Genomic DNA, 14752 nt, shown 5'->3' with positions numbered 1-14752 from the left:
TGCGGGTCATGCGGAGAAGAGGACCGGACTCCGCGAGCAGTGCCCGCCCTCTCGTCCCGTCGTCCGGGTGCCACCAGGTCTCCGGAACGCCGCGTGGCCGCTGGATGCCGCTCGGCAGGGACGGCAGGCTCACGCTCTACGCCCGCACGGACGGCGGTCTGTTGCGCTGGACGCAGCGGAGTCCGGGCGGGGACCGGTGGGACGGCCCGGAGTTCGTGCCGATCGCGGACCTGACGGACCTGACCGTCGTTCAGGGTGCCGACTCCTACGTGCACTTCCTCGGGCGGCGTGAGCGCCGTGGTTCCGAGGGGCCGGGCGTGGACTTCGTGCACGCCATCCAGTACCAGACCGGTCGTCCCGTCACCGAATGGCGCTCCCTCGGCAACTTCTACCGTGACCGGGAGGCGGGTCGGAAGGTCGGTGCGCCGGCCGGGGCAGTCGACGCGCAGGGCACTGTCTTCGTCTTCGTGCGCAACGCGGGTCGCGGACTACAGGTGCGCCGCGAGGGGAAGGGCGGTAAATGGGGAGCCTGGCAGGACCTCAAGGGGGTCGGGCTCGCCGCCGAACTTGTGCCGTCGGTGACCTCGAGCGGGCTCGTGGAGGTCTTCGCGCCCAGCGATCGCGGGGTGCAGCAGTGGCGTCAGGATGATCCGGACGGCCCGCTGCAGATCGCCCCGCCCTTGCAGTTCTATGCGCTGACGGGTTCCGTTACGGCGCTGGAGACGGCGCCGGACCGCCTCACCTACTACTGGACCGATGCGAACACGGCAGGGGTCGTCGCCTACCGGGCGGGCGCCTGGCCCGTGCCGGTGGGCGGGTACCCCGGGGACGGCGCAGTCGTGGCGCTGCGCACCCCGCTCGACGGTTACGACTGCACGGTTCTGGCGCAGCGCGGGGCGGGTGGCACTCTGCTGATCGGGGTCTGCGGTACCGAGGGGGAGCAGCACGGCGTCTGGTGGTCGGACACCACCGAGGAGTGCGTCGGTGACCCCGCGCTCGCCCTCGACGGACACGGTCGCGTCGTCGTAGCGATTCGCGGGCGGGACGGGGTCGTGTCCGTCGCCCGGCAGGAAGCGGGGCCCGGGCTCACGCTCTCGCCGCACTGGCACCGGCTGTGACCCTCCGGGGGAGCGTCCCGGATCGCCTTCCAGGGTGCCGGGCGACATAGGTGCGTCACCTCGATGTCATGTGATGTTCTCGCGAAGTTGTAAAAGGTTGTACGAGTAACCGGTGGGATTCCTCACGCTCGCATGTCGTATATGTCCACTCTTTTGGCTGGACGTTGATCGGTTCTTTATGTGAAAGTTCTGTGACTTGCTCGCGGGTGGGCAGGTCTGACCGTCCGGTGGGGCGGTCTGCATGGTGGATGACAGGTTTCGGTCTAATACCGTCCGCAGTCCGGGCACGAGGTTGTGTCCTGGCCGCGGTAGGCGCTGGACCGCAGTGGCGTGGGTGGTGGATGCCTCGTGGTCGGTTCCGGTAACCCGGAGACGGGATCGCTGGTCTCGGCCTATCGGTCCGTGGTGCCGGTGGGCGCGCGAAGGGGCATCGTCCGCAAGGTGCCGGCCCCGCTGCGCTCCGCCGTCAAATCCTCGTTCACCTCCGTCGAAGCCATCCGGTCGGCGACGGTCGTCTGGGCGATGGGCGGCCGCCGCAAGGTGCCCCGGCACAGTGCGGCCTCCGCGCGCCGGGTGGTGCGCGTCGAAGGCCGGCACATGCGTGCCCTGCTCGTGGAGGGCGCCACGGCGTGGGCGGCCCGGGCCCGCAATCTGCACATTCTCATCTCCGCGCTGGAGGCCGGGGACGTCGAATACTTCTGTGTCCGCGGTGCCACGAAGGACGTCCCGACGGTCGCGGTGCCCGTCGCGCTGCGTGAGTCGGCGGAGGAGATGCTCCAGATCGCCTTCGAGCAGACCCCGGGCTACGTGGGCGTGGCCACCGCATCGGAGTCGGACATGCGACCGGGCGACGACGACAAGTCCTGGCGCCAGCTGCGCAAGCACGACGCCCTCCGGCTCGCCTGGTACGTCACCGATCCCACGCAGCACCTCGTCTTCGGCACCGACCAGGGGTGCGACCTCGAGTTCTGGACGGAACGGGACGGCCAGTACGAGGCCCCCCGCCCCAATCGAGTGGTCGATCTGGTCCGCGCAGACACGCCGCGACCGGCCGCTCCGCAGGCCCTGTTCGCCCTCGTGCCCGGCGCCTACACCACCGGCGTCGCGCGTACCCTGCCGGAGTTCACCCAGCCGCTGCCGGACGACCACCTCTTCCCCATCGACATCGTCTACACCTGGGTCGACGACTCCGACCCGGTGTGGGCGGCGGAACGGGACGCCGCCCGTTCGGGGCGCCCCGGCGCGCCCGCCCCGAGTCTGCACGCGCAGGCCGCCAACGACGCCCGGTTCACCAGCCGCGACGAGCTGCGCTACTCGTTGCGCTCCCTGCACCAGTACGCACCCTGGGTGCGCAACGTCTACCTGGTCACCGCCGGGCAGGTGCCCGCGTGGCTCGATACCGACGTGCCGGGCCTGCAGGTCGTCGACCACCGCGAGATCTTCTCCGACCCCACCGCTCTGCCGACCTTCAACTCGCATGCCATCGAGAGCCAGTTGCACCGAATAGACGGGCTGTCCGAGCACTTCCTGTACCTCAACGACGACGTGTTCTTCGGCCGCCCGCTCACCCCCGGACACTTCTTCCACGCCAACGGACTGAGCAAGTTCTTCCAGTCCAAGGCGGTGGTGCCGACCGGCTCCTCGAACCACGAAGACCTGCCGGTGAACGCCGCGGGCAAGAACAGCAGGGCCCTGATCGAGCGGTCCTTCGGCACCCGGATCGCGCAGAAGATGAAGCACACCCCGCACGCACTGCGCCGCAGCGTCCTCGCCGACATCGAGCTGGTGTACGGCGAGGAGCACCGCCGCACCCAGCACTCACGCTTCCGCTCGCCCCAGGATGTACCGATCGCCTCGTCCCTGCACCACTACTACGGCTTCCACACCAGCCGCGCGACCGTCGGCAACCTGCGCTACGTCTATGTGGACCTCGCCGCCGACCAGGCCCAGCGCCGCCTGAACTCGCTGCTCGCCCGCCGCGACTTCGACACCTTCTGCCTCAACGACACGGTCGTGCATCCCGACCCCGAGGCGCAGGACCGCATGGTCCGGTCGTTCCTCGAGAGCTATTTCCCCGTCCCCAGCCGATACGAGCTGCCCGACGGGGCCACCGGTCCCACCCGGCTCACCGACCGCCGCATCCTGCCCCCGAGTCTGGACGCGGTCCCCACCCACCACGGCCTCGCCGACGGAGTCGCCCAATGAAGCGCCGACGACCCCTGCGCGCACTGCGCCGCCGGATGCGCCGCCAGACCACTCGCGTCCGGTCGGTCCTGCTGCGCCGGTTCTTCCTGCCCCGGCGCAAGGGCCGGGCGGCCGTACTCCGCTATGCCGCGGTGCTCGACGGGCAGACCGTCAACCTGCACGCCCGGATGCCGCACTGGGTCCGGCCGGAGGAGGGGGCCCGGATCGAACTGAGACGCCGAGGCCGTCGGCTCGCCACAGCCGCCAAGGTCTACACCGACCACGACGGAGGCGTCGCGATGGACGCCGCGATCCTGCTCGGGCAGGACGTGAACGGCCTGCCCCTGACCCCCGGCCGCTGGAAGATCCGGCTGCGCCTGTCACGGGGGCTGCGCCGCCGCACGCTGCCCCTGCTCCTCGTCGACCTTCCCGTGCCGTACGGCGGCCCGACGCGGCCCATGGAGGCATCTGCGGCGACCGGGGCCCGTTACCGGCTGGGCCGCAGTGTCACCGGGAGCGCCCGGGTGACGTTCAGCCCGTCCCAGCCCTCGGCGGAGGTCGTGCGCGTCCATGTGGCCCACAGCCAGGTCGAGGTCGCCTTCCGTGTGGTCGGAGGTGAACCCGAAGCCCCCTGGGCCGAGTTCGTCGCCTCCGGGCGTCGTCTGAAGGTCGACGTCGACCGGCTCGACGGAGGGCTGTGGCAGGTGTCCGTGCCGCTGCACCTCATGGCGCCGCGCCGCGACCGCGCCGAGCAGTGGGACCTGGTCCTGTGCTCGGACAACCTGCGCGACATGCGCCTGGGGCGACGCCTGCACGACGTTCGCAACCCCGGGCGGGTCTTCGCCTTCCGGCAGACCGCCGTGACGCCCGTCGGCCGGCACCCCATGCTCGTACTGCCCCGCTACACACCCGCGGGTAACTTCCGCATCCAGTGCAGCCCGATGACGGAAGCCGCGTAACCGCACACAATGAAGATCACCTTTCTCCTGCTCACCGCGGACGCCGTCGGGGGCACCGAACGAGCAGTGTTCAACCAGGCCGCCGAACTCGTGGGCAACCACGACGTCCGCGTGCTGAGCATCCTCAAGACCCAGCCGCAGTTGTTCTTCCCGGTCGACGAGCGCATCCGTGTCGACTATCTGATCGACCGGACCGGGCCCGTTCCCGTCCCGATCCGCCCCACCGGCCTGACCGCCGAGGCATGGGCGCAGGTGGCCGACCGGCCGAGCACCCTGGTGGATCCCGCCTGGGAAGCGGCGTTCAGCAGGCTGACCGACCTGGAACTGGAGTACGCGCTTCAGCACACCGACACGGATCTGCTGATCACCACCACACCGGCGCTCATGGCGCTCGCGGTGCAGTTGGCGCCCCCGCATGTGATGACGCTCCATCAGGAGCACCGTGTCTCCGAACTGCGGGGTCCCAGCGCCGAACCGCTGTTGCGCTACGCCTCCCGCCTGGACGCGCTCGCCGTGCTCAGCGACCGCACGCGCAACTGGTTCGCCGAGACCCTCGGCCACAGTGCGCCGCGCATCGATGTCGTCCCCAACGCCCTGCCGCGCGGGTTCCGGCCACGCTCCACTCTGGAGACCCGGACCGTCGTCATCGCGGGCCGTCTGGTCGGCGAGAAGCAGATCGACCACGCCATCACCATCTGGGACACCGTGGCCCGTCGGCACCCCACCTGGACGCTGCGCATCTTCGGTGACGGCCCACTCGCCGGCGCCCTGCGGCGACAGATCGACGTGCTCGGCCTGCACGACAGTGTCCAGCTCAACGGCAACTCCCCCCACCTGGCCGAGGAGTGGGCCAAGGCCAGCATCGCTCTCATGACGTCCCGCAACGAGGCCTTCCCGCTGGTGCTGACCGAGGCCCAGGCCGCCGGTGTGCCCGTGGTCTCCTACGACTGTCCCAACGGCCCGCGCGAAGTCGTCCTGGACGGGCAGACCGGTATCCTCGTGCCGGCGGGCGACACCGATGCCGCCGCCCAGGCGCTCATCCGGCTCATCGAGGACGCCCCTCTGCGCCACGGCATGGGGCACGCGGCCGCCGAATCGGTCGCCCGGCTCGCTCCGCCCGTGGTGACCGCGATGTGGGAGAACGTCTTCGCCGAGTTGGCAGGCGAGCGGGCATCCGGGGAGCGTGAGGCCCGCAAGGCGGAGCGGCAGGCGCTGCACTCCTTGATGAGCGGCCAGGAAGGGATCCTCCGTCCGGCCGCCCCGGCCCCCGCCACCACCATCGACACCAAGGAACAGCGGGCCCTGGAGGAGCGGCTGCTCCGTTCCGACCGAGGTCTCGTGCGCGACGGCGGACAGCTGTGCCGTCGGCTGGGGAGCGAATCCCCCTGGGACGTGGTCCAGCACAATCTGGCGTTGGTCGCCACGGCCCTGGAACACGCGCAGATCCCGTACTTCGTCACCCGGGACACCAACGTCCGGCACGCGGTCGCCGTCCACGCCTCCAACCGGGAGGTCGTGCTCAAGGCACTCACCGCCGCGCACGGTGGCAGCGCGGTCTACGTGGCGCTGCTCAACGAACGCCAGAACCCGACCGCCACAGTCCTCGCCGCCTTTGCCGAGCAGTACGCTCAGACCCCCTGCTCGGCCGTGCGCGTCTACCAGAACGCCGTCACGCCCGCCCGCACGCTCCGCCTCGCCGGGGTCTACGGCTGCACCATCAACTTCTGGGAGGAGGACCCGGAGGACCCTTCCATGATGGTCTCCCCGGTCCGCACTGTGGTGGGCGACAGGGTGCCCACGCAGACCATGAGCCTGACCGGGACCGTGCTCGGCGGGCGCACCTATCCCACCATCGAGCCGTACGCCCATGCCGTCCACGGGGACGTCGACTTCCCCGTCGACGCCGTGTACACATGGGTCAATGGAGGCGACATCTCCTGGCTGGAGCGGAAGAACGCGGTGATGCGCGCCCTCGGCATGCAGACCGAGGACTCCGCGAGCAGCGCCGCCCGCTTCCGCAACCGGGACGAACTGCGCTACTCGCTGCGCTCCATCGACATGTACGCCCCGTGGATCCGCACCATCTACCTGGTCACCGACCAACAGGTGCCGGAATGGCTCGACCTGAACCATCCGCGGGTCCGCGTGGTCGACCACAGGGAGATCTTCGCCGACCCGTCGGTGCTGCCCACGTACAACTCGCATGCCATCGAAAGTCAGTTGCACCACATAGACGGGCTGTCCGAGCACTTCCTGTACTTCAACGACGACGTGTTCATCGGCCGTGTGCTCCAGCCGAGCGTGTTCTTCCACAGCAACGGCGTCGCGAAGCACTTCATGTCTCCGACAACTGTGCCCATGGGGCCGACCACGACCGGCGACGAGTTCAACATGAGCGCGGCCAAGAACAACCGCGGTCTGATAGCCAACACTTTCGGGCAGGTTCTCGCCCACTCGTTCCTGCACGCGCCGCATCCGCTGCGCCGCAGCGTCCTCTCGGACATCGAGCGTCACTACCCGGATGCCGTCGAGGCGACCGCCGCCAGCCGCTTCCGCAGTCACTCCGACCTTGCGGTCGCGTCGTCGCTGCACCACTACTTCGGCTTCCACACACAGCGTTCGGCACCGGGCAGCATCAACTGCGGCTTCGTCAACGTGGGGCTGAGCGAGCACAAGCAGCGGCTCTCCCGCCTCCAGCTCAACCGTCCGCACGACGTCTTCTGCCTGAACGACTACCACGACGGTGATGTCACCGAGGACGAGCAGGATGCCGTCCTGGCGGCGTTCCTGCCGTCGTACTTCCCGGTGGCCAGCCAGTTCGAGGCAGGTTCCCCGCGCAATCAGCGCTTCCACGCCGGACATCTGCCGGGGTGGCCGCTGTGAGCGTGTCCCGCACCGCCTGCCGTTCGTCAGCCGCGCCCGATCGGAGCGTCCACCGACCATGACCCAGCCCGCCGAGGCGAACTCCACCTCGTTGTTCCAGGTGTTCGCCCACGCCGACGACGATCTCTACTTCGTCAATCCCGATCTGTACCGGCTGCTGGCCGCAGGCCACCGTGTCACCAGCGTCTACCTCACGGCCGGCGAGGCCGACGGGCGCAACGTGGACACCCGTGACCCGCTGCGGGAGCAGGCCCCGGTCGACTTCGCCGGCTACATGGAGGCACGCCAGAACGGACTGCGCGCCGCCTACGCCACCATGGTCCTCGGCAAGAGGGAAGCCGCCTGGGTCCGGGAGCCGGTCGAACTCGTGCCGGGTGTGGCCGCGGAGCGGTGCTATCTGTCGGAGGCGCCACACGTGCAGCTCTTCTTCCTGGGCCTGCGGATGGTGGACGCCGCACACGGCTTCCCCGCAGACCAGCCGTCGGTCCGGCTGACGAGCCTGTGGGACGGACGCGCCGCCCGTCAGCCCACCCTCGTCGCCGCCGAGTCCGAGCTGCACCAACCGCTGGCCCTCGGCTGCGAGGACGTCGTCGCCGCCCTCGCGCAACTTCTCTCCTACGCGCAGCCCACGCTGCTGTGGACCATGGACCCGGACCCGCTGCACGAGTCGTACGACGAGGCACGCGGCATCACCTCCAGCGACCACGCCGACCACACCGCCACAGCCCAGTTCGCCCGCGAGGCGCTCCGCCGTCACCTGCGCGCCGGAGGCCGGCCGCCGCTGACCGAACACTTCACGGGCTACGGCAACAAGAACTGGCCGAACAATCTGAGCGAGCGCTCCCACGCGCTGAAGAAGTCCCTGGTCGATGTGTACGCGGGGGCCGACGGCCACGCTTGTGCGCACCGCTACTGCGGCGACCTCCAACTCGGTGACGGAGCCGACATCCGCCGTTACGGTTGGAGTACCCGCAGCCGCTACCCGCAGGGCACACAGTGGCTCCACCGGCAGACCGACGGCCGGCTCGCCGCCTACACGGTCCTCGGCGACCAGGCCGCAGTGTGGACGGAGACCGAAGCCGGCGCCGGACGCTTCGAGGGACCGCTGCTGCTGCCCGGCGGTGACCTCCTGCCGCACCTCGCCGTCGCCCCCGACCGCACCGGCGGCGTCCACCTGGTCGGACTGCGCCGCCTCCCGGGCGCCGAGGGCCGGGTCGATGTCGAAGTGGTGCGCATGTGGCGCCAGGCGCACACCGGCTCCGTGCTGCCCTGGGAGTCTCTCGGCAACCCCGACGAGACCAGCCGCGACTGGCGGCGCTGCCGCGAGGTCGGTGTGCCCGCGGCGGTGGTGGACCCGGCCGGCCACCTCCACGTCTTCGCACGGAACTTCTCGGTGGGCGTCAGCATGCGACGCGAGACGCCGGAGGGGCTGACCGCCTGGGAGGCGCTCGGTGGGCGCTGGATGCAGGACGCCCTGACCACTGTGCTGCGCTCCACGGGCCGTATCGACATGTACGCCACGAACCGCACCGGCGGGGTGAGATGGCGGCAGGAAGCCGTGTACGGACCATTCAAGCTGGAGGACCAACTGGTCACCGGCGTGCCGGAGAGCTGGCGGCCGGCCTCCGGTCTCACTCCCGTGCAGGTCGGCCGCAACCGCATGGCGTTGTTCTACCGGGAGGAGGACTCCGGAGCGGTGATGTGCCACCAGCAGCGTCCCAACGGAACGTGGGAGCAGCGGGTGGAGCGGCTCAGCGACGACGGTGGCACCGGGGCCGTCGCCGCGGCCCGGTTGCTCGCCCCGGACCATGATCTTCTGGTCGTCGCCCGCAGGGACGAGCGGAGCAGGCCCGCGGTGACCGTGCTGTCCGCGGACGACCACATCTCGTCGCGGCCCGACTGGGAACGCCACGAGATCCAGATGGTCGGGGCACCGGCGATCGCCGCCGACGCGCACGGCCGGGCGGTCGTCGCGGTGTTCGGTACCGACGGCCGACTGCACTGGGCGCGGCAGCAAGAATCTCGGCCGGGCGTCGGCTTCGGCCCCTGGCAGGCGTGCTGACCCCCGACCCGGGGCCACGCGACAACGGAGACGAGAAGAAGACATGCGAAAGATCTGCGTCATCGGCAACTCGGTGGCCGCCTCCCGCACGGCGGAGGAGGCGCCGCTCGCGGGCTGGGGTCAGTACCTCGAGGAGTTCGTGGGGCCCGACTGCGACGTACGCAACTACGCGCGCGACGCCATGACGCTGCGGGACTACCACACCGGGCGGTTCGCGGCGCTGCTCACGTTCGTCAGCCACGGTGACCTCGTGCTCATCGCCTTCGGCCATGTCGAGCAGCGCATCAACCAGCTCAACCGGTACCACGGCCCCCAGGAGTACAAGGAGTATCTGCGGCTGTATGTCGAGGCGCTCCGGGCCGAGGGCGCCCTGCCGGTCCTCCTGACCCCGGCGGCCCGCTGCGTCTTCGACGTCTCGGGGAATCCGGTGGACACCCACGACGGATACCCGCGGCTGACTCTGGAGGCAGCCGCGGAACTCGGCTGCCCGGTCATCGACATGACCGCTTCCACCACCCAGCTCCTCGCCGAGCTGGGTCCCATGCGGGCCCGGGGACTTTTCCGGTGGCTGGACCCCGGAGAGCACCCGGCGCACCCGCACGGCATCGTCGACGCCTCCCATTTCAACCATGTCGGGGCCCGGGCAGCGGCTCGGCTGGTGGCGAGCGGTCTGGCCGGCCTGCCGGGACTGCCGCCCGGGATAGTGGACATCCAACGGCTGGTGCCGGGGCAGATGCCGCCGGTGCAGACCGAGTTCACCGTGCAGCAGCCGCAGCTCGCGCTGACCGCGCAGCCCGAGGTGGCCGTCGCCCCGGCCGTCACGTCGCCGGCCCTCGCTGAACTGGTCGGTGCCGGACGCAAGCTGACGGGAACGGCGCCGGAGGGCGCCGAGTATGTGCTCTTCTTCGAGGAGGGCGATTACCTCGGTGGGGCTCGCACCGCCGAGGACGGGACATGGCAGTGGCGGCGCGCCGTGCAATGGCCCGTCGGCCGGCACAAGGTGACTGCGATCGCCCTCGCAGGCACCGAGGTGTCCACGGAGGCGGAGACGGAGTTCGAGGTTCTCGACCGGTTGGAGGCGCCCGAGGTGATCGGGCCGCGCCGGGGAGCGTGGAGCGGCCCCCGCCCCCGGTTCTCGGGCACGGCTGGGCGCGGCGTCCAGAAGATCATGGTGCTGGAGCAGGGCCGGCTGATAGCCGAGGCCCCGGTGCAGGACGACGGAAGCTGGCGGGTCACGCACCTCCACGACTGGCGACCGGGCACCTACACGGTGGAGTTCGTCGCGGTGTTCAGCGCCATCCACTCACCTCCGACGCGTCTGGAGCTGAAGGTGCACGGCGTTCCCGAGGACAGTTGGCTGCATACGTCGATGTCCGCGCGTCTGCCCTGCGGCCCGGACTGCGAGCACTATCCGGCCCTGCCCGTCTGGTGACGTGGTGCGGGGCCGTCACGAATACACGGTCCTCGGCCCCCCACACCTGGCCCCCGCTTCCTCCGCCCTGCGCCGTAGTTCACGGTCGGCGGTGACCACGGTGCACGGGCGTCCGAGCCGCCCCACGAGCTCCACGATGTGGTCGTCCCCGCTGCCCGCCGCCGACTCCACCCGCACCCCGGGCACGGACTCGACCCCTCGCGCCGCACCCTCGACCACCAGGATCACGTCGACGCCCTGCTGCTCCCCGTATGCGACGAGCCGGTCGCGCAGGCGCTCGGTGGCGCCTCGCCGGTCGCGCCACCAGCCGTCCGGCACGGACCCGACGACGTTGGCCCCGTCGACCACCAGCAGTTCCTTCATGCGCCCAGGGTCGCACGCGCCGCCGACGGGCCGAATATGTGGCTCCGCCGCGTGGGCGCGACCAACGACCTCGCCCGCGATTGTCAGCGGCGTCGCGGTGTCCGGGACCTCCGCCTCCGGCGTTGTCGTCAGTCGCCGACGCTCCGCGTCGACTCCCTCCTCCGCCTTGGATTCGAAGGCCCCGGACGCCGCTCCTTCCCCCACTGCCAATCGTGGGCGAGGTCGCAACTGCACGGCACGATCGAAAGGGGCGCGGGGAACTGCCGACCGGCCACAGCCGGTCGGCAGTCGCCCCACGCCCCTCGGCCAGCCGGGACGGAGCGAATCCGTTACGCCGGAACGCTCGCCACGCCCTGCGCCAGGAACTTCTTGCCGTTCACCCGCTCCGAGACGCCCTCACGGTCCAGGTACGGCGTGATGCCGCCCAGGTGGAAGGGCCAGCCCGCGCCGGTGATCAGACAGAGGTCGATGTCCTGGGCCTCGGCGACGACGCCCTCGCCCAGCATCAGACCGATTTCCTGCGCGACCGCGTCCAGCACACGGTCGCGGACCTGCTCCTCGGAGAGGACGACATCGCCCTGCTTGAGGAGCGCGGCGACCTCCGGGTCCAGCTCCGGCTTGCCGGACTCGTAGACGTAGAAGCCGCGCTTGCCGGCCTTGACGACCGCCGCGAGGTTCTCGGAGACGGTGAAACGCTCCGGGAAGGCGCGGTTCAGGGTCTCCGAGACATGCAGACCGATGGCCGGGCCGACCAGCTCCAGGAGCACCAGCGGCGACATCGGCAGACCGAGCGGCTCGATGGCCTTCTCGGCGACCTCGACCGAGGTTCCCTCGTCGATGATGTTCTGGATCTCGCCCATGAAGCGGGTGAGGATGCGGTTGACGACGAACGCCGGGGCGTCCTTCACCAGCACCGCGGTCTTCTTCAGCTTCCGCGCCACACCGAACGCCGTGGCCAGCGAGGCGTCGTCGGTCTGCTCGCCGCGGACGATCTCCAGCAGCGGGAGGATCGCGACCGGGTTGAAGAAGTGGAAGCCGACGACCCGCTCCGGGTGCTGCAGCTTCGACGCCATCTCGGTGACCGAGAGGGACGAGGTGTTGGTGGCGAGGATCGCGTGCGCCGGCGCGACCGCCTCGACCTCCGCGAACACCTGCTGCTTGACGCCGATCTCCTCGAAGACGGCCTCGATGATGAAGTCGGCGTCGGAGAAGCCCTCCGCCTTGTCCAGCACACCGGAGACCAGGGCCTTCAGACGATTGGCCTTGTCCTGGTTGATCCGGCCCTTGCCCAGCAGCTTCTCGATCTCGGCGTGGACGTAACCCACACCCTTGTCGACGCGCTCCTGGTCGATGTCGGTGAGGACGACAGGGACCTCCAGGCGGCGCAGGAACAGCAGCGCCAGCTGCGAGGCCATCAGACCGGCACCGACGACGCCGACCTTGGTGACCGGGCGGGCCAGGCTCTTGTCCGGGGCACCGGCCGGGCGCTTGGCGCGCTTCTGGACCAGGTTGAAGGAGTAGATCCCGGAGCGCAGCTCGCCGCCCATGATCAGGTCCGCGAGGGCCTGGTCCTCGGCGTCGAAGCCGGCGCTCAGGTCGCCGTTCTTCGCCGCGGCGATGATGTCCAGCGCGCGGTACGCGGCCGGGGCGGCGCCGTGCACCTTGGAGTCGGCGATGGCCTTGCCACGCGCGACGGCCTGGTCCCAGGCGTCACCGCGGTCGACCTCGGGGCGGTCCACCGTGACGGTGCCGTTCAGTACGTTCGCGGTCCAGATCAGCGACTGCTCCAGGAAGTCCGCACCTTCGAAGAGGGCGTCGGCGATCCCGAGCTCGAAGACCTGCTTGCCCTTGAGCTGGCGGTTCTGATTCAGCGAGTTCTCGATGATGACGGAGACCGCGCGGTCGGCACCGATCAGATTCGGCAGCAGTGCGCAGCCGCCCCAGCCGGGGACCAGACCGAGGAAGACCTCGGGCAGCGAGAACGCGGGCAGAGCCTTGGAGACGGTGCGGTACGAGCAGTGCAGACCGACCTCGACACCGCCGCCCATCGCCGCGCCGTTGTAGTACGCGAACGTCGGGACCGCGAGGCCGGAGAGGCGGCGGAAGACGTCGTGGCCGCCCTTGCCGATGGCGAGCGCGTCGTCGTGGTTCTTCAGCAGCTCGACGCCCTTGAGGTCGGCGCCGACCGCGAAGATGAACGGCTTGCCGGTGATGCCGATACCGGCGATCGCACCCTCGGCGGCCTCCTTCTCGACCTGGTCGATGGCGGCGTTCAGGTTCGCCAGCGACTGCGGTCCGAAGGTGGTCGGCTTGGTGTGGTCCAGGCCGTTGTCCAGCGTGATGAGGGCGAACCTGCCCGCACCCGCCGGGAGGTCGAGGTGGCGTACGTGCGCCTGCGTGACAACCTCGCCGGGGAACAGCTCGGCCGCACCCTTCAGAAGCTCAGTGGTGGAGCTCACTTGTTGCCTCCGTCTGCCTTGTCGAAGTGCGGGTTTTCCCAGACGACCGTCGCGCCCATGCCGAAGCCGACGCACATGGTGGTCAGGCCGTAGCGGACCTCAGGCTGCTCCTCGAACTGACGGGCCAGCTGAGTCATCAGACGCACACCGGACGAGGCCAGCGGGTGACCATAGGCGATGGCGCCGCCGTACTGGTTGACGCGCGCGTCGTCGTCGGCGATGCCGTAGTGGTCGAGGAAGGCGAGCACCTGCACGGCGAACGCCTCGTTGATCTCGAACAGACCGATGTCGTCGATGGTCAGCCCCGCCTTGGCGAGGGCCTTCTCCGTCGACGGGATCGGGCCGTAGCCCATGACCTCGGGCTCGACGCCCGCGAAGGCGTACGACACGAGGCGCATCTTGACCGGGAGGCCAAGCTCGCGGGCGACGTCCTCGGCGGCGAGCAGCGAGGCGGTGGCACCGTCGTTGAGACCCGCGGCGTTACCGGCGGTGACGCGGCCGTGCGCGCGGAACGGGGTCTTCAGACCGGCGAGGGAGTCCAGCGTGGTGCCCGGACGCATCGGCTCATCGGCGGTGACCAGGCCCCAGCCCGTCTCGCCGGCCTCGGCGTCGGTGCGGCGCACCGAGATCGGCACCAGGTCCTGCTGGATCTTGCCGTTGGCGTACGCCTTGGCGGCCTTCTCCTGCGAACGGACCGCGTACTCGTCGGCGCGGTCCTTGGTGATCTGCGGGTACCTGTCGTGCAGGTTCTCCGCGGTCATGCCCATGAACAGGGCGGACTCGTCGACCAGCTTCTCCGAGACGAAGCGCGGGTTCGGGTCCACGCCCTCGCCCATCGGGTGGCGGCCCATGTGCTCGACACCACCGGCGACGACGACGTCGTACGCACCGAAGGCGATGGAGCCGGCCGTCGAGGTGACGGCGGTCAGGGCGCCCGCACACATGCGGTCGATGGAGTAACCGGGGACGGACTGAGGCAGCCCGGCCAGGATTCCGGCGGTACGGCCCAGCGTCAGACCCTGGTCGCCGATCTGCGTGGTCGCGGCGATGGCGACCTCGTCGATCTTCGCGGGGTCCAGGTCCGGGTTGCGGCGCAGCAGCTCCCGGATGGCCTTCACGACGAGATCGTCGGCGCGGGTCTCGTGGTAGATGCCCTTCGGGCCCGCTTTGCCGAACGGGGTGCGGACGCCGTCGACGAAGACGACGTCCCGGATGGTACGAGGCACGGTGGCTCTCCTCCAGGGTGCGGGATGGCACTGCTGCGGGGCACGCCCACAGGCGCGCCGCTCCCC

The 14752-nt window shown here is 70.1% G+C and carries 9 protein-coding genes; 6 read left to right on the top strand and 3 right to left on the bottom strand.

Annotated elements, in window-relative coordinates:
• Positions 1-8 precede the first annotated feature (8 nt).
• From OG609_RS08630 to OG609_RS08605, 6 genes are all read left to right on the top strand, one after another.
• Positions 9-1118 (top strand): hypothetical protein, encoded by a 1110-nt coding sequence (locus OG609_RS08630; RefSeq protein WP_327272272.1) that lies wholly within the window; start codon positions 9-11, stop codon positions 1116-1118.
• A 348-nt stretch (positions 1119-1466) separates the two neighbouring features.
• Positions 1467-3323, top strand: coding sequence for a stealth family protein (locus OG609_RS08625; RefSeq protein WP_327272271.1), 1857 nt, complete (start codon positions 1467-1469; stop codon positions 3321-3323).
• On the top strand, positions 3320-4261 hold the full coding sequence (locus tag OG609_RS08620; RefSeq protein ID WP_327272270.1) for a hypothetical protein: 942 nt from the start codon (positions 3320-3322) through the stop codon (positions 4259-4261). Before OG609_RS08625 ends, OG609_RS08620 begins: the two co-directional genes overlap by 4 nt.
• A gap of 9 nt (positions 4262-4270) precedes the next feature.
• Positions 4271-7144 (top strand): stealth conserved region 3 domain-containing protein, encoded by a 2874-nt coding sequence (locus OG609_RS08615; RefSeq protein WP_327272269.1) that lies wholly within the window; start codon positions 4271-4273, stop codon positions 7142-7144.
• A gap of 58 nt (positions 7145-7202) precedes the next feature.
• The gene (locus OG609_RS08610; RefSeq protein WP_327272268.1) at positions 7203-9206 is read left to right on the top strand and encodes a PIG-L family deacetylase; all 2004 of its coding nucleotides are present in this window, start codon (positions 7203-7205) and stop codon (positions 9204-9206) included.
• Positions 9207-9249: 43 nt separating this feature from the next.
• Positions 9250-10638, top strand: a complete 1389-nt coding sequence (locus OG609_RS08605; protein ID WP_327272267.1) for a hypothetical protein — start codon at positions 9250-9252, stop codon at positions 10636-10638.
• 15 nt (positions 10639-10653) lie between these two features.
• On the opposite strand, the gene OG609_RS08600 is transcribed toward OG609_RS08605, so the two are convergent.
• From OG609_RS08600 to OG609_RS08590, 3 genes are all read right to left on the bottom strand, one after another.
• The gene (locus OG609_RS08600; protein ID WP_327272266.1) at positions 10654-11001 is read right to left on the bottom strand and encodes an NYN domain-containing protein; all 348 of its coding nucleotides are present in this window, start codon (positions 10999-11001) and stop codon (positions 10654-10656) included.
• Between the two features lie 329 nt (positions 11002-11330).
• Positions 11331-13460 (bottom strand): 3-hydroxyacyl-CoA dehydrogenase NAD-binding domain-containing protein, encoded by a 2130-nt coding sequence (locus OG609_RS08595; protein WP_327272265.1) that lies wholly within the window; start codon positions 13458-13460, stop codon positions 11331-11333.
• The gene (locus OG609_RS08590) at positions 13457-14686 is read right to left on the bottom strand and encodes a thiolase family protein (protein WP_327272264.1); all 1230 of its coding nucleotides are present in this window, start codon (positions 14684-14686) and stop codon (positions 13457-13459) included. Before OG609_RS08590 ends, OG609_RS08595 begins: the two co-directional genes overlap by 4 nt.
• Between the last annotated feature and the right edge of the window lie 66 nt (positions 14687-14752).

Origin of the sequence: Streptomyces sp. NBC_01224 (genome assembly GCF_036002945.1) — a bacterium.
Lineage (GTDB): Bacteria > Actinomycetota > Actinomycetes > Streptomycetales > Streptomycetaceae > Streptomyces.
The sequence above is the reverse complement of the archived record's forward strand: the minus strand, read 5'-3'. Positions and strand labels throughout refer to the sequence as shown.

Coding starts and splice junctions, on each gene's coding strand:
- OG609_RS08610 (WP_327272268.1), top strand. CDS start 7,203: ATGACCCAGCCCGCCGAGGCGAACTCCACCTCGTTGTTCCAGGTGTTC.
- OG609_RS08605 (WP_327272267.1), top strand. CDS start 9,250: ATGCGAAAGATCTGCGTCATCGGCAACTCGGTGGCCGCCTCCCGCACG.
- OG609_RS08630 (WP_327272272.1), top strand. CDS start 9: ATGCGGAGAAGAGGACCGGACTCCGCGAGCAGTGCCCGCCCTCTCGTC.
- OG609_RS08620 (WP_327272270.1), top strand. CDS start 3,320: ATGAAGCGCCGACGACCCCTGCGCGCACTGCGCCGCCGGATGCGCCGC.
- OG609_RS08600 (WP_327272266.1), bottom strand. CDS start 11,001: ATGAAGGAACTGCTGGTGGTCGACGGGGCCAACGTCGTCGGGTCCGTG.
- OG609_RS08615 (WP_327272269.1), top strand. CDS start 4,271: ATGAAGATCACCTTTCTCCTGCTCACCGCGGACGCCGTCGGGGGCACC.